The 23,136-nt window shown below is 69.6% G+C and carries 17 protein-coding genes; 5 read left to right on the forward strand and 12 right to left on the reverse strand.

What is annotated here, in order from left to right; genetic code table 11:
- Positions 1 to 69 precede the first annotated feature (69 nt).
- From HHX37_RS01290 to HHX37_RS01310, 5 genes are all read right to left on the reverse strand, one after another.
- Complete coding sequence (locus HHX37_RS01290; protein ID WP_310740227.1) at positions 70 to 1,605, reverse strand: cellulase family glycosylhydrolase; 1,536 nt, start codon at positions 1,603 to 1,605, stop codon at positions 70 to 72.
- Between the two features lie 66 nt (positions 1,606 to 1,671).
- Positions 1,672 to 2,526 (reverse strand): ABC transporter ATP-binding protein, encoded by an 855-nt coding sequence (locus tag HHX37_RS01295; protein ID WP_182884237.1) that lies wholly within the window; start codon positions 2,524 to 2,526, stop codon positions 1,672 to 1,674.
- The gene (locus tag HHX37_RS01300; protein WP_182884238.1) at positions 2,523 to 4,286 is read right to left on the reverse strand and encodes a dipeptide/oligopeptide/nickel ABC transporter permease/ATP-binding protein; all 1,764 of its coding nucleotides are present in this window, start codon (positions 4,284 to 4,286) and stop codon (positions 2,523 to 2,525) included. The genes HHX37_RS01295 and HHX37_RS01300 overlap by 4 nt, the downstream gene beginning before the upstream one ends.
- Positions 4,283 to 5,278, reverse strand: coding sequence for an ABC transporter permease (locus tag HHX37_RS01305; RefSeq protein WP_182881765.1), 996 nt, complete (start codon positions 5,276 to 5,278; stop codon positions 4,283 to 4,285). Before HHX37_RS01305 ends, HHX37_RS01300 begins: the two co-directional genes overlap by 4 nt.
- A gap of 4 nt (positions 5,279 to 5,282) precedes the next feature.
- A complete protein-coding gene (locus HHX37_RS01310; protein ID WP_182881766.1) occupies positions 5,283 to 6,992 on the reverse strand; it encodes an ABC transporter substrate-binding protein in 1,710 nt (569 codons plus the stop codon).
- 178 nt (positions 6,993 to 7,170) lie between these two features.
- Here HHX37_RS01310 and HHX37_RS01315 point away from each other — a divergent pair, with 178 nt between their 5' ends.
- The 5 genes from HHX37_RS01315 to HHX37_RS37475 all read left to right on the forward strand — a co-directional run bounded on the left by HHX37_RS01315 (position 7,171) and on the right by HHX37_RS37475 (position 15,187).
- Positions 7,171 to 8,460, forward strand: coding sequence for an ROK family transcriptional regulator (locus HHX37_RS01315; protein ID WP_182881767.1), 1,290 nt, complete (start codon positions 7,171 to 7,173; stop codon positions 8,458 to 8,460).
- 64 nt (positions 8,461 to 8,524) lie between these two features.
- The gene (locus HHX37_RS01320) at positions 8,525 to 10,972 is read left to right on the forward strand and encodes a glycoside hydrolase family 2 protein (RefSeq protein ID WP_182884239.1); all 2,448 of its coding nucleotides are present in this window, start codon (positions 8,525 to 8,527) and stop codon (positions 10,970 to 10,972) included.
- Complete coding sequence (locus HHX37_RS01325; protein WP_182884240.1) at positions 10,969 to 11,808, forward strand: LacI family DNA-binding transcriptional regulator; 840 nt, start codon at positions 10,969 to 10,971, stop codon at positions 11,806 to 11,808. The genes HHX37_RS01320 and HHX37_RS01325 overlap by 4 nt, the downstream gene beginning before the upstream one ends.
- 46 nt (positions 11,809 to 11,854) lie before the next feature.
- Positions 11,855 to 13,942 carry an alpha-galactosidase gene (locus HHX37_RS01330; protein WP_182884241.1) on the forward strand — a complete coding sequence of 696 codons (2,088 nt, stop codon included), beginning with the start codon at positions 11,855 to 11,857 and terminating at the stop codon, positions 13,940 to 13,942.
- Positions 13,943 to 14,050: 108 nt separating this feature from the next.
- A complete protein-coding gene (locus HHX37_RS37475; protein ID WP_182884242.1) occupies positions 14,051 to 15,187 on the forward strand; it encodes a lytic polysaccharide monooxygenase in 1,137 nt (378 codons plus the stop codon).
- A 42-nt stretch (positions 15,188 to 15,229) separates the two neighbouring features.
- On the opposite strand, the gene HHX37_RS01340 is transcribed toward HHX37_RS37475, so the two are convergent.
- From HHX37_RS01340 to HHX37_RS01370, 7 genes are all read right to left on the reverse strand, one after another.
- Positions 15,230 to 16,462 carry a sensor histidine kinase gene (locus HHX37_RS01340; RefSeq protein WP_182884243.1) on the reverse strand — a complete coding sequence of 411 codons (1,233 nt, stop codon included), beginning with the start codon at positions 16,460 to 16,462 and terminating at the stop codon, positions 15,230 to 15,232.
- Positions 16,463 to 16,537: 75 nt separating this feature from the next.
- Positions 16,538 to 17,197, reverse strand: coding sequence for a TetR/AcrR family transcriptional regulator (locus HHX37_RS01345; protein ID WP_182884244.1), 660 nt, complete (start codon positions 17,195 to 17,197; stop codon positions 16,538 to 16,540).
- A gap of 136 nt (positions 17,198 to 17,333) precedes the next feature.
- Positions 17,334 to 17,909, reverse strand: coding sequence for a copper resistance CopC family protein (locus HHX37_RS01350; RefSeq protein ID WP_182884245.1), 576 nt, complete (start codon positions 17,907 to 17,909; stop codon positions 17,334 to 17,336).
- Positions 17,906 to 18,127, reverse strand: a complete 222-nt coding sequence (locus HHX37_RS01355) for a hypothetical protein (protein WP_182884246.1) — start codon at positions 18,125 to 18,127, stop codon at positions 17,906 to 17,908. Before HHX37_RS01355 ends, HHX37_RS01350 begins: the two co-directional genes overlap by 4 nt.
- Positions 18,128 to 18,181: 54 nt before the next feature.
- Complete coding sequence (locus HHX37_RS01360; RefSeq protein WP_182884247.1) at positions 18,182 to 19,075, reverse strand: hypothetical protein; 894 nt, start codon at positions 19,073 to 19,075, stop codon at positions 18,182 to 18,184.
- Positions 19,076 to 19,474, reverse strand: a complete 399-nt coding sequence (locus tag HHX37_RS01365) for a hypothetical protein (RefSeq protein ID WP_182884248.1) — start codon at positions 19,472 to 19,474, stop codon at positions 19,076 to 19,078.
- Positions 19,474 to 23,013, reverse strand: coding sequence for a CHAT domain-containing protein (locus HHX37_RS01370; RefSeq protein ID WP_182884249.1), 3,540 nt, complete (start codon positions 23,011 to 23,013; stop codon positions 19,474 to 19,476). Before HHX37_RS01370 ends, HHX37_RS01365 begins: the two co-directional genes overlap by 1 nt.
- Between the last annotated feature and the right edge of the window lie 123 nt (positions 23,014 to 23,136).

The following is a 23,136-nucleotide window of genomic DNA, read 5'->3' on the forward strand; positions in this document are numbered from 1 at the left end:
CGTTAAGGGCCCAGCCACCGCGGTCCGATGGCTGGGCCCGGCACAGTCACCTGCGGTCAGGACAGGTGATCACGCGTACGGGTTCTGGGTGAGCAGGTGCGCCTTGTAGCCCTCGCCGATGCCGGGCTCGGGGGTGCCGGCGTAGTCCTTGATGAGCACCGCGCCCGTGCTACAGCCCCACGGGCTCCAGGTCCAGGCGAGGTACGACACGCCGTTCTTGTCCGCCCACTTCGTGAGCTGGTCCATGTAGTCGTAGCCGCAGTTGTCCGCGCCGAACTCACCGGTCACCACGGGGACCTTCGCGACGAGCGGAGCGACCTGGCTGTCCCAGCAGGCCGCCGTGGCGCAGGCGTTGAAGCTGTAGGAGTGCCAGGATGCGGCGATGTTGTTCAGCGGGTCGTTCGGCTTGTACGCCAGCCACTCCCGCATGTCGTTGGCCCACTCCAGGCCGCCCACCATGAGGAGGTTGGTCGCGCCGGTCGCCCGGACCGCGTCGACGAGGTCCTGCATGCCGGCCACCTCATAGGGAATGCCGGTGCAGGTGCCGCCGTCTCGCAGGCACTGCCAGCCCAAGGTCTTGTTCCAGTCGCTGCCGACCTCCGGGTACGGCTCGTTGAACAGATCGAAGACCACCGCGTTGTTGCCCTTGAAGGTCTTCGCGACGCCGGTCCAGAACTGGGGAGCGTACTGCGCGTCCGGCATCGGCTTCTGGCACGTCGCGGTGGCGTCCTTGCAGTGCCAGTCCGGTCCGTTGCTGAAGGCGCCCGAGGTCCAGTGCAGGTCGAGGATCGGCGTGATGCCGTTGGCGACCAGCAGGTCGGCGTACTTCTTGACCTCCTGCTGGTAGGCGGCGCCGCTGGGCGAGCCGTTGAGGCCGAGCCAGCACTCCTCGTTGAGCGGGATGCGGACGGCGTGGATGTTCCAGCTCTTCATCGCGTCGACCGACGCCTGGTCCACCGGGCCGGAGTCCCACATCCCCTTGCCCTGGACGCAGGCGAACTCGCCGCTGGAGCGGGAGACGCCCAGCAGCCGGTACGGCTTCCCGGCCGCCGTCACGATCTTGTTGCCGGAGACGTGCAGCTGGGGTGCGGGGCCAACGGGATCAGGGCTGGGACTCGCGCTGGGGCTCGCGCTGGGACTTGAGCTGGGACTTGAGCTGGGGCTCGCGCTGGGACTTGCGCTTGGGCTCGCGCTGGGACTTGGACTGGGGCTGGGGGACTGGCCGGTGCAGGCGACGCCATTGACCTTGAACGCGGTGGGAACCGGGTTGCTCCCGCTCCACTTGCCGATGAAGCCGATCGACACCGAGGCGCCGGTGGCCACCTTGGCGTTCCAGCTCAGGCTCTTGGCGGTGACGTGGGCGCCGGTCTGCGACCAGTCGGCGCTCCAGCCATTGTTCACACCCTGACCGGCGCTGGGGAAGTCGAACTCCAGCGTCCAGCTGGTCAGCGGGTCGCCCAGATTGGTGATCGAGACGTCACCCTGGAAGCCGCCCGACCACTCACCTGCGACCTTGTATTTCACTGAGCAGCCGCCGGCGGCGGCCGAGGCCGGTGCATTCACGAGCGCGGCGCCCGCGGCCACGAGGCCGACGGCCGCCGTCACTAACGCGACGCGGTGTTTCATGGGGCTTTCCTCTTTCTCCTTTTGCGGATCCGGAGATCTGCCGCCTCACGACTGGATCCGATGGTCGTAGGCGGGAGCTTCGCCGGCGGCCACGACAGCCGCCGCATCGATGTCGAACGAACGGCCACGCGCCTCCGGGTCCGGCGAGGCGGCGGCCAGGAGCCGGGTATAGGGGTGCCGCGGGGCGAGGATGACCTCGTCGGCCGGGCCGCGCTCCACGACCCGGCCTCGGTGGAGCACGAGGATGTCGTCGGAGAAGTGCCGTGCGGTGGCCAGGTCGTGTGTGATGTAGAGGACGGCGAGATTCTCCTCGCGCTGCAGGCGCGCCAGCAGGTTCAGCACGCCCAGCCGGATGGAGACGTCCAGCATGGACACGGGCTCGTCGGCCACGATCACCTTCGCCCCCGGCGCGAGCGCGCGGGCGATGGCGACCCGCTGCCGCTGGCCGCCGGACAGCTCGTGCGGGCGGCGGTGAACGATGTCGCGTGCCGGTAGGTTGACCCGTTCCAGCAGGTCGCCGGCCTTCTCCCGGGCCTCGGCTCCGGTGCGGGCCTGCCCGTGCAGCAGCAGCGGGCGGATCAGATGATGCTCCACGGTGTGGAAGGGGTTCAGTGAGGAGAACGGGTCCTGGAACACCATCTGCACGTGGTCGCGGTACGCCCGATCGGACACCCGGCCGCCGTCGTCGTTCAAGACGACCTGTCCGGCGGTGGGCCGTTCCAGCCGGGCGATGATCCTGGCGATCGTGGACTTGCCCGAACCCGACTCCCCGACCAGGGCGATCGTACGGCCGGGCGTGAGCGTGAACGAGACGTGGTCCACGGCCCGCAGCCGCCGTCCGCGCAGACCGGTCCGGATGCGGAAGTCCTTGACGAGGTCCTGCACGTCGAGCGTGGTCACCGTGCACCTCCGGTGGCCTCACCGGTGCGGACGAACGCGCCGCGCTCACCCGTGAGGCTGGGGAACGATTCGAGCAGGCGCCGGGTATAGGGATGGCGGGGTCCGGCGAGGATTTCCTCGGCCGCCGCGCACTCGACGATCTCCCCGCCCAGCATCACGGCGATGCGGTCGCTGACCTCAAGCAGAAGGGGAAGGTCGTGGGTGATGAGCACGATCCCGAATCCCAGCTCGTCGCGCAGGCGCAGGATCTCGCGGAGGATGCCTCGTTGCACCACCACGTCCAGGGCGCTGGTCGGCTCGTCCATGATCATGACTTGCGGGTCGAGCAGCATGGCCATTGCGATCATGACGCGCTGTCGCATGCCTCCGGACAGCTCGTGGGGGTAGGAGCGCAGCCGCGCGGGGTCCACGCCCACCAGCTCCAACGCCCTGGCGCAGCGCGCCCGGCGATCGCTTCGCGAGAGCTGGGGGCGATGCGTGGTGAGTACGTCCTCCAGTTGCGCCCGGATCGTCATGACAGGGTTCAGCGAGTTCATCGCTCCCTGGAACACCACCGACATCTGCGACCACCGGAAGGCCCGCAGCTCGCCGGACGGCAGGGCGAGCATGTCGGTGTCCCCTCCGTCCCGGTGATGAAAGGTGACCGATCCGGCGGTGACCTCCGCCGGCGGCCGGTGCAGGCGGTTGATCGCGTATGCGAGCGTCGTCTTCCCGCTGCCCGACTCGCCGGCCAGGCCCAGAATCTCGCCCCGCCGTACCTCCAGCGACACGTCCTTGACCACCCGTACCGTGTTTCCGTAGGTCACCGACAGGTTCCGCACACTCACCACGACGTCCTGCGAGGGCCGCCCGACCGGCGCCGGCTCGCGCCGCGGGTGCCGGATCCGGCGTGGTACGGCGCGCAGCTTGGGGTTGGTGATCTCGTCGATGCTGAAGTTGACCAGTGCGAGGCCGCATCCGAACAGCGCGATGATCAGGCCCGGTGGCGCGAACCACCACCAGGCGCCGCGTTGCAGCGCGAAGCCGTTCTGGGCGTAGTAGAGCATCGTGCCGAGGGTGGAGGAGTTCGAAGCGCCAAGCCCGAGGAACGACAGACCGGCCTCTGACAGGACCGCCGCGATCACCGAGAAGACGAACTGGGAGGCCAGCAGCGGCAGGAGGTTCGGCAGGATCTCGACGGTGATGATCCGCCATGCCGGCTCCCCCGCCACGCGGGCGGCCAGGACGTACTCCCGGTTGCGCAACGTCAGCGTCTGCGCGCGAAGCACCCGGGCCGACCCGGCCCAGCCGGTGATCGCGAGCACCACCGCGATGGTCCACGCCCCTCGCTGCTCGGGCGGTACGAACGCGGAGATGACGATGACCAGTGGGAGGCCGGGTATCACCAGCATCACGTTGGAGAACAGGGAGAACGCCTCGTCCACGACGCCGCCGGCATAGCTGCCCACGATGCCGAACAGCGCCGACAGTACCGTGGCCATCACGCCGACGAGCACGCCGATGTAAAGCGATCCCCTGGTCGCGTACGCGATCTGGGCCAGCACGTCCTGGCCCATCTGCGTGGTGCCGAGGACGTGGCCTCCACCGGGCGAAGTCAGTCCGATGTCGTTGATCGCGTCCGGATCGCCGACGAGGAGCGGGCCGGCGACGCCGAACAGGATGATCGCGGTGATCAGGGCGAGCCCGGTGACCAGTTTGGGCGACAACCGGGGCAGCACGGCGCGCCGGGGCGCCGGGGAATCCGGACCGGGATCGGTCATGCGTTCCCTCCCGCGCGGGTTCGGGGGTCGATGACGCCGTAGAGCAGGTCGACCACCAGATTGGCTCCGAGCACCGCCACGGTCGTGACCAGGAAGATGCCCTGCATGAGCGCGTAGTCGTTGTTCTGCACGGCCTCAAGCAGCTTGGAGCCGATGCCGGGGTAGGAGAACACCTGTTCGGTGACGATGGAACCGGCCACCACGAACCCGAGGGAGATGGCGAACCCGGCGATCGACGGCAGTGCCGCGTTGCGCGCGGCGTACCAGATCATCACGCGCCTGTCCGGCAGCCCCTTCGCGGTGGCGGTGAGCACGTAGTCCTCGGACAACGTGGACACCATCATGTTGCGTAGCCCCAGCAGCCAGCCGCCCACCGAAGAGATCACGATCGTGAGCGCGGGCAGGATGCCGTGGTGGACGGCCGAGCCGAGGAAGTCGAGGTTCCACCCGGGGGTGAAGTCGACGTCGTAGCCGCCGATGAGCGGGAACCAGCCCAGCGCGGACCCGAAGACGGCGACGAGGACGAGCGCCAGCCAGAAGTACGGCACCGCCGCCAGCACCGTGGTCGCGGGCACCAGCGAGTCGAGCCAGGTGCCTCGCCGCCAACCCACCACCATTCCCAGCCCGGCGCCGACCAGGACCGACAGCACCGTCGCGATGCCCACCAGCACGACCGTCCAGGGCAGGGAGGTCGCGATGACCTCCGAGACGGGCACCGGGTAGGCGCTGACCGAGATTCCGAAGTCGCCGTGCAGCATGTTGCCGAGATAGGACAGATACTGCTTGGTCAACGGCTCGCCCGTGTCGGTGCCGAGCAGCAGTTCGTAGGCTCTGCGAGCCTCGGGGTTCACCGAGCCGCCCCGCTGCTGAAGCTTCGCCATCAGGATGCTCACGGGGTCGCCCGGCATCATCCGGGGGATGAAGAAGTTCAGTGTGACCGCCGCCCACAGGGCGGCCAGGTAGAAACCGAACTTGCGGAGGTAGTACCGCATCGGCTCACTTGCCCGTGGGCCTGAGCCGTAGATAGATCTCCGAGGCGTCCGGGGCCTGCCAGGCCGCCGGGAAGGCGTACAGGTCCTCCTTGGTCGGCCAGCCGGTGAACTTCCTGGCGTTGTAGATGTTGATCGTCCCCTGGGTGAGCAGCGGGACATAGGGCATCGACTGCTCGACGCGGGTCTGGATCGTGTCGAAGTACGGCTGCCGCGCCGCGGTGTCCGATACGTTGATCTTCTTCAGTTCGGCGATGGCCTTGTCCACGTCAGGATCGGAGAAGCGGCTGACGTTCGCGCCGGGCGTCCCGCCGACCTTGTCGGTACTGTCGGTGCTGTAGAAGTAGCTGTAGACGTAGAACGGGTCGGCGGCCGGGCCCTGGTACAACGAGTCGAGCATCAGCTCGAAGTCGCCACGCCCCCGCGCGTCGGCCCATTCGTTGTACGACAGCTGTTGCGCGGTCACCTTGATGCCGGCCTTCGCCAGCTGCTGGCCCAGTGTGTCGGCCGCGGTGATGTAGTCGGTCCATCCTGCGACCGTCTTGAGTGTCAGCTTGACGGGCCTGCCGTCCTTGACGTAGATCCCGTCGGCGCCCTTCGCGTAGCCCGCGCTCTCGAGGATCTGCTGCGCCCTCGCCGCGTCCGGCTGCATCGGCGCGACCTTGTTCTGCAGACGGCCGGAGATGACCGCCTGGTCCCGCTGCAGCAGGGCCATGCTCGGCGAGATCTCGGCGCTGGTGTTCTCGAAGGCCAGCGCGTTCAACTGAGTCCGGTTGACGGCATGGTAGATCGCCTGGCGGACGGCAGGGTCGGTCTGCGGGCCCTTGCACCCCAGCTCGGCATTGGCGCAGGTGTCGAGCACCATCTGGTTCACCGGAGTGGTGATCAGCTTGTACCCGGGATAGCTCTGCTCCACGTTCGCGATGTCCGGCACCGGTCCGGTCTGCCAGTCGATCTGGCCGGCCTTGAGCGCGGTGGCGCCGGACTGGTTGCCCGACAGCGAGGGGAAACGGATCTTCTTCACGGCGGGCTCGCCACCCCAGTAGTCCGGGTTCGCCTTCAACGTGAACGCCTGGGGCTTGAGCTCATCCACCAGATAGGGCCCGGTGCCGACGGGCTCGCGCAGCTGCTCCTTCGTGGGGTCGGGAATGTCCTTCCACTTGTGCTCGGGCACGATCCAGATCCGGCCGAGCACCTGCGGGCCGTCCACGAAGGCCGGCTCGTCGAACTTGATCACAACGTGGGTGGCGTCGGTGGCGGTCGCCTTGCCCCGGTAGCCCGTGCCGTTCATGGCCTTGTGCTCCGTGATCATTTTCAGCGTGAACACGACATCGTCAGCGGTGAACGGCCGGCCGTCGGACCACTTGACGCCGCTGCGCAGCGAGATCGACAGCTCCGTACCGTCGTCGTTCCAGGAGAAGCTCTCGCCGAGCCGGGGCCTGGGTGCGCCCTCGCTGCGCACGGTGTTGTAGAAGAACAGCGGCTCGAAGATCGTTCCTCCGCCGCCGAGGGCCCCCGGCAGGTACGGGTTGAAGATGGGCTGGATGTCACCTGATCCGCCGGTGTACACGACCAGAGGCTCGGAGGAGGCCGCCGAGCCGCCTGCCCCGGACCTCGCTCCGGCCGCCTGCCCCGGCGAGCCTCCGGACGAGGAGCATCCGGCGACCAGTATCAACGCAGCGAGTCCAGCCGCCGCGCGGGGTGTCTTGATGGACATAGCGCGAAGTCCTCTCGAACGATGCTGAGCATTGTTAATTTGCCGACTTAAGTAAGTCAACGGGTCGTGAAAATTTCAGAGCAGGCGGCTCCGGCGTAATGTGCGGCTCTATGGGGTCTCGGAGCGGGCTTGTGCGCGCGCCCTTGGCCGACGGGATTCAGGCCAAGGCGGGGTGGCAGTGAGCGCAGGAGCAAGGGCGAAGCCGCACGCGAGCAGCAAGGCCGCCGTCCTGGACGCGATCAGGGCCGCGGGCACGATCAGCCGCGTCGGGCTGGTCGCCGCCACCGGCTTCACCGGGCCCACGATCTCGGCGCTGGTCCGCCGGCTCATCGAGGAGGGCCTGGTGGTGGAGACCGGCCGCGCCGAGTCGACGGGTGGCAAGCGGCGGATCCTGCTCCAGCTCAACCACACCGCCCGCTACGCGGTGGGCGTGCATCTCGACCACGGCGCCATGACGTACGTCCTGACCGATCTCGCCGGAACCGTGGTGGCCCGCATCGTGCGGCGCGGCGCCGGCGCGGAGGAGCCGGACACCGTCGTGTCGCGGACGGCCGAGGAGATCTCCAGGCTGATCGAGAGCATCGGCGTGCAGCGCGGACGCGTGCTCGGCGTCGGCCTGGTCTCTCCTGGTCCGCGCAGCTCCGCTCCTGGGGTGGGTCTCGCTCCGCCGACCATGCGGCACTGGGAGGGGTTCCCGCTGGGCGAAGCGCTGGAGCGTGCGACGGGCCTGCCGGTGGTGCTCGACAACGACGCCACCGCCGCGGCGCTGGGTGAGCACTGGTCGGGCGGCTTCGGCGGCGCCACATCGGCGGCGGTCGTCCATCTCGGTACGGGGATCGGCGCCGGCCTGGTCATCAACGGCATCACCTACCGCGGCCCTAATGGCAACGCGGGCGAATTCGGGCACATCTGCGTCGACATGGACGGTCCTGAGTGCTGGTGCGGAGCCCGGGGCTGCGCGGAGGTGATGGCCGGCACAGCCGCGGTGGTGACGGCCGTGCAGGCGGACGCCGCGCTGGCCGAGGCTGTCGGCCTGGGGAACCGTCGGAGGCGCGTCTCGACCGTCGCCGACTTCGCCGCGATCAGCCGGGCGGCCTCCAGGGGCGAGCCGGGAGCCCTGGCGCTGCTGGAGAGGTCGGCCCGCTACATCGCGGCGGCGGCCCGCAGCCTGGCCAACATCATGGACCTCGAAGTCCTCGTGCTGACCGGGCCGGGTTTCGCGATCGCGGGCTCGGTCTACCTTCCCGTCGTCCAGCAGGAGCTTCAGCGGACGGCCTTCTCGCGCGCCGCGCAGCCTGTGGACGTACGGCTCTCACGCTCGGCCGCCACCGCTTCCGCCGTCGGCGCCGCCGCGCTGGTGCTGGAGTCGGAACTGGTGCCCCTCAGCCAGGCCGCCCGTCTGCCGGAGCGGCTGGACGCCGAGCCCGTCGCGCTTCCCTATTCCCTCGTCGCTTCGGAGGTTGACTAACTTCAATAGATTAAGTAAGCAAGTACTCGCAGATGGCTACTCGGCACCCGAGGGAAGAGGGCACATGATCCGCGAGATGTTGCACGACGGGTGGCGTCTGCGGGTGGCCGGAGGACCCGTCCCGGAGGCGGTCGCCGACTGCGACATCCCGGCGCAGGTGCCGGGCGGCTCTCACCTCGATCTCATGGCGGCGGGTCTCATCCCGGACCCGTACCTGGACCGGAACGAAGCGGAACTGGTGTGGATGCACCGCGCCGACTGGAGGTACGCGACGACCTTCCAGACGTCGGCCCCGCGGCCTGGCGAGCGAGTGGACCTGGTGTTCGACGGCATCGACACGGTCGCGATGGTGCACCTCAACGGACGGCTTCTCGGCCATACCGCGAACATGCACCGCGGATATCGCTTCGACGTGGGCGAGATCCTGCAGGACGGCGCGAACGAACTCGTGGTGACGATCCGCTCCGCCCTGAACCACGCCGAGGAGGTGGAGGAGAAACTGGGCTCGCGCATGCGCGCCTACCCTCACCCCTACAACGCCGTCCGCAAGATGGCCTGTTCATTCGGCTGGGACTGGGGCCCCGACCTGCAGACAGCCGGCATCTGGAAGCCGGTGGGGCTGGAGCGTTGGGACAGCGCCCGGCTCTCCCGCCTACGCCCGCTGGTGACTGTGGACGCCGACGGCACCGGCCGCGTCGAGGTACACGTGGAGCTCGACCGCGTCCGCGACGGCCGCTACAGCGTCAGGGCCGATGTGGGAGGCCGTTCCGAGCAGGTGCCCGTGTCCGGCGGCGCGGCGACAGTCACCGTGCTGGTGCCGCAGGTGAGACTGTGGTGGCCGGTCGGCTACGGTGACCAGCCGTTGTACGACCTGACGGTCACGCTGCTGGAGGACGACCAGCCGGTGGACATCGCCCAGCGACGTGTCGGCTTCCGCACGATCGCCCTTGACACCGAACCCGACTCGGCAGGCAGCCCGTTCACCTTCGTCGTCAACGGCAGGCCCGTCTTCGCCAAGGGCGCCAACTGGATTCCCGACGACCACTTCCTCACCCGAGTCGATCGCGAGCGGATCGCCCGGAGAGTCGACCAGGCCGTGGCCGCGAACATGAACATGCTGCGGGTCTGGGGCGGCGGCATCTACGAGAGCGACGACTTCTACGACGTCTGCGACGAGCGGGGGGTGCTCGTATGGCAGGACTTCCCCTTCGCCTGCGCCTTCTACGCCGAGGAGGAGCCGCTGCGGAGCGAGGTCGAGGCCGAGGCGCGGGAGAACGTCACCCGCTTGGTCTCCCACCCCTCGCTGGCACTGTGGAACGGCAACAACGAGAACCTGGAGGCTTTCGCGGAGTGGCCCGGCTGGCGAGACACACTTCAGGGACGCACCTGGGGCCTCGGCTACTACACGGAACTGCTGCCGAGGATCGTGGCGGAGCTCGACCCCACCCGGCCCTACACGCCCGGTAGCCCCTACAGCCCCGGCGACTCACGGCCGAACGACGACGACCACGGCACCCGGCACGAATGGGCCGTCTGGAACAAGGTCGACTACACCCACTACCGCGACCACATCCCGCGCTTCTGCGCCGAGTTCGGCTTCCAGGCACCGCCTACCTGGCGCACCTTGACCAGGTGGATCCACGACGAGCCGATGACGCCGAACTCACCGGGGTTCCTGCTCCATCAGAAGGCCGAGAACGGCGACGTCAAGCTCGACCGGGGGATGGAGCCGCACCTTTCCGTGCCCGCCGCTTTCGAGGACTGGCACTGGGCGGCACAGCTCAACCAGGCCCGCGCCGTCGCGTTCGGCGTCGAGCACTTCCGCTCCTGGTGGCCGCGCACGGCCGGGGCGCTGGTGTGGCAGCTCAACGACTGCTGGCCGGTCACATCCTGGGCGGCGGTGGACGGCGACGGACGGCCCAAGCCCCTCTACTACGCCCTCAAGCACGCCTTCGCGCCTCGGCTGCTCACCGTTCAGCCGAGGGACGGCCGGACGGTTCTGATCGCCGTCAACGACCACGACGAGGCCTGGACGGGGACGGTTGCCGCGCTCCGGCAGACGCTCGCCGGCAACGTACTGGCCGGCGCCGACCTGGCCCTCGTTGTGCCGCCCAGGTCGGTGGGTACCGTCGAACTGCCCGGCGACCTGCTCGAGCCTGCCGACGTGAAGCGGGAGGTGCTGGTGATGACCGTCGGTGACGTCCGCGTCTGTCACGTGTTCGCGGAGGATCGGGACCTGGTGTACGAGCCCGCGCCGCTCGTCACGGCCGTCAACAGGCTGCCCGGCGGCTACGAGGTCGAGGTGCGAGCCGTCTCCTTCACCCGCGACATCGCGCTGCTGGCCGACAAGGTCGCCGCCGACGCCCTGGTGGACGACATGCTGGTCTCACTGCCTGCCGGACAGGCGCACACCTTTCTCGTGCGAACCTCCGAGGTGCTGGACGACCCGTCCGCCCTGACCGCTCCCGGCGTGCTGTGCAGCGCCAACGCCCTGACGGCGGTCGCGACGTGAGCGCGGGTACCCCTGTCGGCCTGGTGCTCGCCAGGCCACCACGCCTGCTCGGTGCGGAACCGTTCTTCCTGGAGTTCATCGCGGGTATCGAGGAGTTGCTCGCCGAGCACGACCGTTCCGTCCTGTTGCATGTCGTCAACACACACGAGGCCGAGATCGCCGCGTACCGCCGGTGGGCGGACAACCGCATGGTCGACGCCGTGGTGCTGGTGAACCGTACGGCCGAGGACGTCAGACCCGCGGTCCTTCGCGAGATCGGGCTGCCGGCCGTGGTGGCGGGCGAGCCGGAAGGAGACACCCCGGCCGTCCGTACGGACGACGTCGGCGCGGTGCGGGAAGCGGTCGCCCACCTCAGCAGGCTCGGGCACCGCCGCATCGCACGGGTCAGCGGTCCCACCGCCTTGATCCACACACGGATCCGCACCCGAGCGCTGCTCGACAGCATGAGGTCGGCCAGCGTCGAGCCGGTCATGCTGGAGGGAGACTACTCGGAGGAATCGGGGGCGAAACTCACCGCCAAGTTACTGGAGCGGCCCGACCCTCCCACAGCGATCATCTACGACAACGACCTCATGGGGGTCGCGGGCCTGGCCGCGGCCAAGGAGCTGGGTTGTGATGTTCCCCGTGACCTCAGCCTGATCGCCTGGGACGACTCCAGCATGTGCCGCCTGGCATCGCCTCCGCTCACCACCATGAGTCTCGACGTGCACCTGTTCGGACAGTTGGTCGCCGCGTCTCTGCTGGAACTCGTCGAGGGAGGCCCGGTCGCGGAACGCCGGTGCCCGACCGCCACGCTCATCCCCCGAGGGACCACCGCACCGGCGAGCGCCGGATGAGGAGTGCGTCACCCCACCCACCTGCCGGCGCAGGTTCTCCGGGGCCATGCCCACCCGACACCCCTGGCTTGGAGCTTTGGTGATCGCTTTGTCCGCGGACGGCGTCGGCGTCGTCCTCGAACTCGCCGGACCGCGCCCGCCGCGGGTGTTGTACTGGGGTGTCTGCCCAGGACCGCTCACCGGGCTTCCGCCGGTGCCCGGCCAGGATGTGGTGCCCGGCCAAGGCGACGGCTGGTTCGGCCGACCGGTGCTGTCCGGGCGTCACGACAGCGGCTGGCGTCCGTCCCGGTTCACCTTGGCCGAGGCCGTCACCGTGGACGGAAGCCGTGTCGAGGCGCTTGCCAAGGACCCTGACTGTGGCCTCGACCTGACCACCGAGATCGAGCTGACGCCTCAGGGTGTGCTGCGGATGCGACACACGCTTCTCAACACCGCAACCTCGCCGTACACGCTGGATCGCCTGGCCTGCCTGATGCCGCTGCCCGCGCAGGCCGGCGAGGTGCTCGACTTCGCCGGCCGCTGGGCCAGGGAGCGGTCCCCGCAGCGGGCGCCGCTGCGCCAAGGCGCCTGGTCGCGAGAGAACCGCCGTGGCCGGACCTGGTTCGACGCCGGCCCGCTCGTCGTCGGCACTCCGGGGTTCGGGTTCCGGACCGGCGAAGTGTGGGGGGTGCACATCGCCTGGAGCGGCAACCAGGTCCAGTACGTCGAGCGGCTCCCGGAGGGGGACAGCGTGCTCGCCGCCGGCGAGCTGCTCGAACCCGGCGAGGTACGGCTCGGCCAGGGGGAGTCGTACAGTACGCCGTGGGTGTACTTCGCGGCCTCCGACGCCGGTCTGGACGGGTTGAGCCGCCGGTTCCACGCCATGCTGCGCGCCCGGGCGACTCATCCGGGATCGGCGCGCCCGGTGACGATGAACACCTGGGAGGCGGTCTACTTCGACCACCGCGAGGACCGCCTGCTCGCGCTCGCCGACGCCGCGGCGGAGGTGGGCGCCGAGCGGTTCGTCGTCGACGACGGCTGGTTCCGCCACCGCAGGAGCGACGACGCGGGCCTGGGCGACTGGTACGTGGACGAGACCGTCTGGCCCGACGGCCTGCACAAACTGGTCCGGCGGGTACGCGAGCACGGCATGCAGTTCGGGCTGTGGTTCGAACCCGAGATGGCCAACCTCGACTCCGATCTGGTTCGTGCCCATCCGGACTGGCTGCTGGCCGACCCGCAGCGGTGGCCGCTACCCCGACGCAGCCAGCACGTTCTGGACCTGGCGCATCCCGAGGTGTACGCCTACCTGCTGGAACGGATCAGCAGCATGGTGGCCGAGTACGGCATCGACTACATCAAGTGGGATCACAACCGTGACCTGGCCGAGCCCGTGCATGAAGGCGTGCCCGGTACCCGTGCGCAGACCGAGGCCGTCTACCGGCTGCTGGACGAGCTGCGCGCCCGGTTCCCCACGCTGGAAATCGAGTCGTGCTCCTCCGGGGGCGCCCGGGCCGATCTCGGCATTCTGGAGCGCACCGACCGTGTCTGGGGCTCGGACAACATCGACCCCATCGAACGCCAGCACATCCAGCGGTGGACCAGCCTGCTGCTGCCGTACGAGCTGATCGGCTCACACGTCGGCTCCTCCCCATCCCACCTCACCGGGCGCGTCACCACGCTCGGTTTCCGGGCTGCCACCGCTTTGTTCGGACATGCCGGGATCGAGGCCGACATCACCGCATGGGCGCTCACCGAGCGGGCCGCGCTGGCCGAGTGGATCGCCCTGTACAAGGAACTACGCCCACTGCTGCACACCGGCGAGGTGGTGCGGGCCGACCACCCCGACCCTGCCGCATGGGTCCACGGCATCGTGGCCCGCGACCGGAGCCGGGCCGTGTACTCCTATGTGCAGCTGGAGACCGGCGTCGTGGAGCGGACGGCGCCGATGCGACTACCGGGGCTCGACCCCGACGCCGAGTACGTCGTCGAGGCCATCCCCGGTGAGGTATCCGGCCCGCTCGACCGTCATCCCGACTGGGCGTCGAGCCAGGTGCGGCTCACCGGCCGCGCCCTCGCCGCCATCGGCCTTCCCGCCCCACGGTTCGCCGACAGACCAGGCACCGCCTTCCTGTTTCTCTGCCTCCGGGTCTGAGCGGCGGTGCAGTCGATGGCGGGACGGTAGAACTCCTGGCGGTAAGAGTCGTCTTCCGGCGACCGTCGCCAGGTTCCCTTCACCTCAGTATCAAGGGAGAAAGCGCAAATGCGGTTACCTGTGCTCGACTTTCTGCGTCGCCCGGCCACCACGTCCACTGGGGGTGGCCTGATCCGGCGCCTGTCCGTCGCGGTGGCGGCCGCGCTCCTGGTCAGCCCTGTGCTGGCGTCACCCGCCTCGGCGCACGGTGCGGTCAGCGACCCGCCCGCCCGTCAGTACGGCTGCTACACCCGTTGGGCGAGTGATTGGCAGTCGCCGCGGATGGCGACGGAGGATCCGATGTGCTACAAGGCCTGGCAGGCCGACCCCTCCGCGATGTGGAACTGGAACGGGCTGCTGCGCGACGGCGTCGGCGGCGACTACCAGACCGCCGTCCCCGACGGGCAGCTGTGCAGCGGCGGCCTGACCTTCAACGGCCGGTACGCCGCGATGGACGAACCGGGTCCGTGGAAGACGGTGGACAAGCCGAACCGGTTCACCCTCAACCTGCTGGACGGATCGTCCCACGGCGCCGACTTCATCCGTGTGTACGTGACCAAGCAGGGGTTCGACCCGCTGACTCAGCGGCTGAAGTGGAGCGACCTGGAACTGGTCACCGAGACGGGCAGGATGCCTACCGGGACCACGACGCCGGTGCAGGTGTACGCGCCCGGCCGCACCGGCCACCACATCGTCTTCACGCTCTGGCAGGCCAGTCACCTCGACCAGTCGTACTACTTCTGCAGTGACGTCAACTTCACCGGCGGTGGGAGCCCCTCGCCGAGCCCGTCACCCAGCCCCAGCCCGTCTGCGTCGCCGAGCTCCAGCCCGTCGCCGTCGCCGAGCCCGTCACCGAGCTCCAGCCCGTCGCCGAGCCCCAGCCCCAGCTCGTCCCCGAGCGGTGACCCTGGGCTCGGCTGCTCGGCCACCTACCGAGTCGTCTCGCAGTGGCCCGGCGGCTTCCAGGCGGAGGTGCGTGTGGTGGCCGGATCCAGGGCGATCACCGGTTGGAAGGTCGGCTGGACCTTCGCCGGAGACGAGAAGGTCAGCTCGGCGTGGAACGCCACCCTGACGACGAGCGGATCGACCATCGACGCCCGCAACCTCGGATACAACGGCGCACTCGGCGCGGGAACCGGCACCACCTTCGGTCTCCTCGGTACCGGAACCAGCGGCACACCCACCCTCACCTGCACGGCATCCTGATCCATGCCCGGCGGTCCGAGCCGGTCAGCTCCAGGGGAAGCATCACGCCCGCTGGGTGAGATTCCGCTCGCCGATCGCGTTCCGGACGAGGAGTGGCAGCCGGAGGACGAACCGCGCGCCGCGCGGGGAGTCCTCGATGCGCAGGCTTCCCCGATGGGCGCGGGCGATGTCGCGAGAGATGGCGAGCCCCAGCCCGGTGCCGCCGGCGTCCCGGCGCCGCCCCTCGTCCAGTCGGGTGAATCGCTCGAAGACCCGCTCACGGTCAGCGGGGGCGATGCCGTTCCCGTCGTCGGTCACGGAGAGGACCGCCTGGCCGTCGGCGGATCCGACGCAGACCGTGACGCCGGTCGCCGCGTGCCGCCGCGCGTTGCTCAGCAGGTTGCCGACCAGCCGGATCAGCTGGATCCTCGAGCCGTGCGCCCACACGTCCCCGGTGGCGTAGAGCTCCACCGGCGTGCCGCCGAAGTGGGCGTCCACCTCCTCGGTGACCAGCGCCACGAGGTCGATCGGCTCGTGCGGCGCCGGCTGCCCTCCGCGTAGTCCGGCCATCGTCAGCAGGTCCTGCACGATCGCCTCCAGCCGGCCGGTGGCCGACAGTGCCCCCCGGATGGTGTCGCGGGGGTCGACGTGATCGGGGTGGAGCAGTGCTTCCTCCAGTTGCACCCGCAGCCCGGCGATCGGTGTCCTGAGCTCGTGGGAGGTGACGGAGGCGAGCTGGCGCTGCTGCTCGGCCGGGCGCAGCGCCCGGCCGATGATCCACCACATGAGGCGGCCGCCCAGCAGGACGACGAGGAATGCGGCCCCAGCGATGAGGTATTCGAGTCGGTGCGTCGCGATAAGGGGCCGCTCGACCGTGCCGGCGTAGACGACGGGAGATTCGGGGGCCGGTGAAACGCGGTTGGCCATGAGCAGGAGGCACGGCTCGCCCGGGTGGCACTCGACCCGCCGCTGGAGCCGGTCGTCGGGTGCGGGCCGTAACGTGCTCAGCCGGGGCCGCTCCGTCGCGCCCGGGCTTGCCTCCACGACCCTGCCGCGTGCGTCCACCAGTTGGACCAGGTCGACGGTGCCGGAGACGGAGTCGGGATTCGGCAGCACGCCGCCGCGCACCTGCGCGCTCCACTGGGCGGCGACCTGCTCGGCGTCAAAGAACACCTGGTCTTCGACCCTGTATCGGATCGCCAGGTCCAGGCTCACGCCGCCCAGGACCGTGAGCAGGAGCAGCAGCATCGTCGCCGCTGTCGTGTAGTACGTCTGCATCGAGTGCAGAGACGGCATCTGCTTCACCATTCTCCTGCCGCACCCGGTGGACCACCACCATGGGCAAATTGGACGATTTCGTCCACCTTGGGGTCAGTTGTCCGCTTGTGTCAAGCTGGCGACAGGGGTCTTGACCTGGGCTTTTATATGGTCCAGTGCCATGTCGAGGGCGACGACGAGGGGTCGTTCGTCCTGCATGGTCTCGGCGAGCAGGTAGCCGCCCTGCATGGCGGCGATGAAGGCGACGGCGAGTTTCGCGGGGTCCGCGCCGGGGTCGAGCTCGCCGCTCTCCCGCATGCGGGCGAGGCCGTCCGCGAGCATTTCCTGCCACCTGGCGAAGACGGCCGCCAGGGACTGGCGGGCGTCGTCGTAGCGGCAGGCGAGTTCGGTGGCCAGGGAGCCGATGGGGCATCTGTAGGGCACTTCGCGCTCCCAATGGCCCGTCACGATGGAGTCACGCCATCTCTCCAGATCCCGCATCGAGCGCACTTGGTCGAGTTGCGGCTTCTGAGAGGAGACCAGGTGGTTCTCCCGCATCGCGATCACCTCGGTGATCAGTGCTTCCTTGTCCGGGAAGTAGTGATAGAGCTGCGACTTGCTGACGCCGCAGGCGTCCACCACCTGATCGAGGGTCGTCGCCGTCACCCCCTGCCGGAACATGAGGTTCGCGGCGGTCGTGACGATGCGCGCGCGAGTGGCCGCCCCGCGGGCGGTGAGCCGCGGAGAATCATTCCCCGGCCTTCGAACGGCCATGTGGAACCCCACCTTCCGGCGCGCCGGCCCGCTGGAGCCATGCCGGAGGAACGGCCTTGACAATTACTGACATACCACCACAAACTAGACGAAATCGTCCAATCCTTCGCCGGGATCGTCCGATGGTCGCCCGCTGTCAGGACCACTTTCTGTGAGCGGGTCTCCTCCACCACATCAGCAGTGCCCCGGCTCCGGCGAGTGCCACCCCTGCCATGGCCGCCCATGTCCAGCCGGAGAGGCCGCCCTGCTCGTCCGTCTCGCCCATCGCGCTCGCAGGCGTACGTGACGGCGCCGGAGCGCTGGACACGGGGGCGCTGGACACGGGGGCGGTCTGCAGTGGAGCCGTCGATGACCGCACGGTGAACGGGATCTCTCCTTCGATGGGGCGGCCATCGGCGGAGACGACGCGCCAGACGACGGTGTAGCTGCCGGAGGGAAGCGGCTCGTCGACGTCCACGAGCACCTTGGCGCCGCGGGTTCGGGGTGTGCCGGACGGAAAGCGCCGCCCGGCCGCATCGTGCAGGAGCACGACGGGATAGCGCACGTTGTTGTTGAACTCCAGCTCGACGAGGTCGAGGCCGGAGACCACGGCGTTGCTGACGGGTGTGCTCGATCGCAGGGTGTCGTGTGCCAGCGCCGGTGCGGCGAACACTCCCAGGGCGGCGCACAGAAGGCCGAGGAGCAGAAACGCTCTGGCTGGTTTCCCTGTCACTCGCCCTCACCGTTCTCGTGACCCGATGGGCGGTCCTCCGAGTTGCCCGGGAGGGGTGGTGTCGCCGGTTTCCTGGCCCGCGCCACCAGGACGGCGGCTGCCCCGAGAACCGCGATCGCGATCACCCAGATCCAGCCCGGTGTGCCGGTCTCCTGGTCCGGGCGGTCCCCTCCGGCCACCGGGGTGGCGGCCGGCGCCGTGCCTCCGGCCGATGCCACCGATGACGATCGGTATCTCCCCACCGCTGTCACCAACGTCCATGGTCAGAACACCTAGTCCAGGGAAAGCGGAACCGCCTCGTCGGAACCACGCCACAGATACGCCGTCAGCCGGCGGCCGGTGGAGTGCTCGGCGGCGGCGTTCTCCGGCGGGGGCCAGCGCAGCTGGCGGTAGAGGGCGGTCCGATGCAGGTCGAAGGCCGCCTCCTGCAGGTCGCCGAGCTCGATCACGCATCGGACGGCGCCCCGATACGAGAGCCAGGCCGCCAGCACGCCGACCGGGGCCGCCCACCACGCCATCGGTGTCCAGGCGACGAACGCCACACTCCAAAGCCAGGCGGTGACCTGGGCCTCCAGCCGCCCGCGCGCCCTGGCCAGCTCCTGCCGGGTGTCTTCGGGCATCACCAGCCACAGCCGGGACCAGCATCGCACCGGGTCCAACCCGTATTTCTCCCTGGGCCATCGCTCCGCGGCGGCCAGTGCGTTGCCCAGGCGGGTCGGCAGGCACCGCTGTGGGTCGATCGGCATGGTGCGCAGCCACGCGTCCAACGTCACGAACTCCTGCTCCTCCGCCCAGGCGCGGCCACGAGAGGCGAGCACCTGCCAGCGCGCCTCGCGCCGGGCGACGCGACGGGCCCACCTGCGCGCCATCGGGCGCGTCACCCAGCCCAGTCGGGGAAGCCACCGGCCGGAGAGAAGGGTGAGCGCCGGATCCGTCAGGCGTCTGGCCAGCAGCCCTGACAGCAGCACCACCACCAGGACGGACGCGGTCCACCACGAAGTCACGTGCTGCGTGATCCATCGCTCTGCCGCCTGGGGTCCCCAACCGTTGCGGAAGAGCCAGACCAGCCCGCTTCCCAGCCAGAACAGCGCCGCCGGCAGGAGGACGACATTCGCCCACCGTTCCGCGATCCTGTCCGTCAGGCCCTTCCACAGACCGTCCACCACCTATGTCTCCGAATCCGGCGTACGGACGAGAGGCTTGTCGTGTTCCGGGCACGCGGGAACGGCCTGCCCGACGGCACGGCGGCGCCATCGATATTCGCATTCCGGGCAGACGTAGGTCTCGGAGTGCACAACGCCCCCGGTGCCGGTCAGCGGGTAGTACGCGGCACCGGGATCGCGCAGTCCGCCGTCGTGTGTCCGCCCCAGGTAGGAGTACGCCCACTCGCGGGTGGCGGGCCACCGCTGCAGCAGGGTCAGGATCTCCTGCTCGACCTCCGTGCTCCGCGCGAGCAGCCGGCCGAGGGCGGTGTCCACCTCCTCCGCCTCCGCACCGAGCAGCGCCGGAAGTTCCGGCCTGATGGCCTTCGCCAGGTCGACGACCGAGCGCGCGTGGCCGGTCATCACGCCCCCATGTAGGTGAAGGCGGCCCAGTACGCGGGGTGGGCGAAGTCTCGCCCGGTGCCCCACACTTCCCGTAGCGGCTCCGGAATCGGGGCGTACCTGTCCATGATCTCGGGATAGGCCGACCGCAGCTCGCGGTTGGTGGCGTCGCGCAGCCAGCGCTGTGCCGTACGCAGCGCCTCGGCCGGATGGGCCCCGTCCCGCCACAGAATGTAGAACCGGCTGAGCAGCAGCGCGGTGCTCACATCCGGCACTCGCCACATCGACCCGATGACCCCGGCGGCGCCGCCCTGCAGAAATCCGGTGGCGATACCGACCACCTCGTCGGCGAGTTCCACGTGCGGCAGCGACGTCTCACACGCGGACAGGACCACGAGCCGGCGTGTCCCGGCCGGCCTGGCGAGCAGGTCGCGCAGGGTCAGGCGCTCATCGTGGGCGAGCAACAGGTAGCTGTCCAGGACCTGCCCCCAGTCCGCGTAGCCGTGGCAGGCGAAGTGCTGCACCGTGTGGCCGTCCAGCGCGGCCAGCACCGCCTGCCGGGAGGCCTCTTCCCCGGTCAGGCGACTGCCCTCCGGAAATCTCGCGCAGCCGGCGTCGATCTCGTACCGCGAGTACCGCAGCGGGGCCGCGGCCACCGGTTGCGGGTCCTCGACGGCGAGAAGTGCGGCAGGAGCCGGGACGGCCGTCGAAGCGGCTCGGTCCGCGGCGGCACGGGCCTTGGCGCTCGGGGCGAAGACGAGGGGCAGGTGGTCGAGCGCGAAACGGCGGCCGGTCGCCGTTTCGGCGTCGGGGGTCCAGGCGACGTGCAGCGGCAGCGAGGCGATCATCCCCGTCGGGATCAGCGTCAGTTCGGCGCAGTCGGGCACGAAATCGAGCAGCGGCTCCATGATCGCTTCCCACATCCAGGCGGTGGTGTCGTCGAGGGCCCGGTGCCAGCGGTGGAGGTCGGTGGCCGCACGTTCGTAGTCCTGGAAGTACCGTGTCATGCGCGGGCGGAGCTCAGCCCAGGTCAGCGCGGGCAGGGCATGGACGCGCACGGATTCGCCGATCACCAGCAACGCGAAGCCGGCCTCGATGCCGGGAACCACGTACAGCAACGGGCCGAGCCGTGCCGCGTTCGAGACGTCCCGGGCGGCGTCGGGCAGGCGGAAGCGCTCGAATCCGGGCACGGATCTGATGCGCAGCAGCACCTCCTCGCGGTGCCGCCTCGCCTCGGCGAACGCGTGCGCCGGCGGCCGGTCGTCTCCGGGCATGGGCGCCAGGCTCAGGCTCTGCATTCCGCGCAGCGTCGCGGCCGCCGAGCGGTACGCCTCCGCGAGTGCCGGGTGTGCCCGCGCGAGCCGGTCGGTCTCCGCGGCGTCCTCACCGAGGGCGTCGGCCAGCAGCCGGGTTCTGCCGCGTTCCAGTGCGACGACGGCACTCCACGGGTCACCGGCGCGCACATGCGCGGCGGCCGCCGCGGCGGCCAGCCCCTCGGCCTGCCTCAGCCATTGCTGCTTGTGCTCCCGCACGGAACTCTCGTCGACGAGCCGGTCCAGCGCGTCGAGGGCGTAGCCGTACGTCTCCGCCGCTTCGTCCCAGCGACCCCGATGGGACGACTGGTCCCCCCAGCCCCGCGCCAAACGCATGACGGCGAGCGGATACTGGTCGACGCCCGCGGCACTGGCCTCCCGCAGCAGCCCGAGCCCGCGGGCCAGGGCGGCGGGATCCTCGGTGAGTTCGTAGAGTTTGGCGTAACCCATGGCGAGGTTGATCCGGTACGCCGCGCCGTTGGCCGCCTCGACCGGGCACAGCGCGCACGCCTCCTCCATGAGCCCCACAAGCCGGCGCATGCCGGGTTCGGACTTCTCGTGGCCGGAGCGCTGCATGACGCACTGGGCGAGGTTGACCAGATGACGGGCCCTGTCGAGGCCCTTGCTCCGGCTGACCGCCTCTTCCAGGAGTCGCTCGGCGCGGTCGAGGAAATCCTCGGCGTGTGTGTCCGGTTCGTGCACGTGCCGCAGGATCAGGGCTGCCGCGAGGTTCCCGAGCCGGACCTCGCGGTCAGGGGAGTTCTCCGGCGTGTGGGCCAGCAGGTCCTCCAGGATCCGGATCGCCTCCGCACCGACCGCGGAGTCGCCGAAAGCCTGATATTTGTCCATGAGGCACGAACCCAGGGTGAACAGCGCCGTGTCATTCCCGGTGGATGACCTTCGCCCCGCGGTGGCCTCACGCAGGAGGTCGATCGCCTCCTCCAGCGTCGCGACGTCCCCCGTGCTCATGTACAACTGCCGCAGGTCGATGCCGAGGTTGCAGACCATCGACACCCGCCCCGGGCCGGTCTCGTACGCCAGGCCCTCGCGGTGCAGCGCCACGGCCTGGCGGAGGTCGCCGATGCGACCGTTCGCCTGGTACAGCACACGAAGAGTGTGGCCATACCCTTCCAGTGCGGTCGAGTAGAGGGAATCGCCGGGCCGGACCAGCCCCAGCATCTCCTCGTGGGCCCGCGAGCAGAGGGTGAGATCCTCAGGGGTGTCGCGCGCTACGTACCGCCGGCGCAGGGCCACGCCGAGACCATGCAGGTGGTAAGGGCGGATCTCGGCGTCCGGCGCCACCCGGTCGAGGGCATCCCGGTGTATGTCGATCGCCCGATCGAGGTCCGCGGGGTCACCGGCCTCGTCGTAGCGAACGCGCAGGCACACGGCCAGCCCGTTGCGCCTCGACGCCCACTCCGCCGACTCCGTGGGCACTTGCGCGGCGGCCCATTCGGCCATGGAAACGGCCTTGGACAAGTCGTCCGGGTCGCGAGAGAGCCGATGCCGGCTGCGGAGAATCTGGACCATCGCGCTCGCCGCGCCGCCAGGCTCTTCCGGATCCGGGTAGACCCCCTCGTGCAGCAGCCGAAAAGCGGTGAGGCTCAGGTCGATCGCTTCCAGGGACGACTCGATCTCGCCCACGTCGTGGGCGCCGACCCCGACGTCGTGCAGCGCCGCGCCCCCCAGCGCGGCGGTGCCGGGGTCCGCCCGTGCCGCCTCCTCCACCAGCGCCACGGCCTCCCGCAGCCCGGCCAGGTCATGCTCCTCGGCCAGCGCCTGGGCCAGGCCGATCATGAACGCCGACCGGTACGCCGAGGAAGCGGGCAGGAGCCGGATGGCGGTCCGGATCACGGCGGCAGCCCTCGCCGCCTGGCCGGGCATGCGCCTCAGGGCACCGCCCATGTTGTACTGAGCCACCGCGCGCAACAGAAGGTGGTCGCGGCGGACCGCCGGGTCCTCCGCGACCCTCGCCCACAGGGCGACCAGTTCTTCCAGGGCCGTACGGTCACCCGCGGAATGCCGCTGCTCCAGTTCAGCCGCCCGCCGCACGAGGGGCTCCACCGATTCGGGGGCGGTGACCAGGCTGCCGCCCGCGGCCTCGACCGCGTTGACGATGCCGAATTCTCTGCATATCTGCAGGAAATCACGCCACAACGGTAGCTTTTTCGCGAATTCGTGATAGCCCATCGACTCCGAGTGCTTGATCAACTCGGCGAACCACATATCGACTTCTGGGTCATACAAGATGTGGTTCTGCTGAACGGTCGCCGCGGCTTCGTCCCAATCGCGACTGGACACAAGTTGGGTGATCGTCTCGATCAGGCGCTCTTGCTCCTCGGGTTCCTGCAGACGGCCGACGTTCTCGGG

Origin of the sequence: Microbispora sp. H10885 (genome assembly GCF_014161415.1) — a bacterium.
In the GTDB taxonomy this organism is placed as follows: Bacteria; Actinomycetota; Actinomycetes; order Streptosporangiales; family Streptosporangiaceae; genus Microbispora; species Microbispora triticiradicis.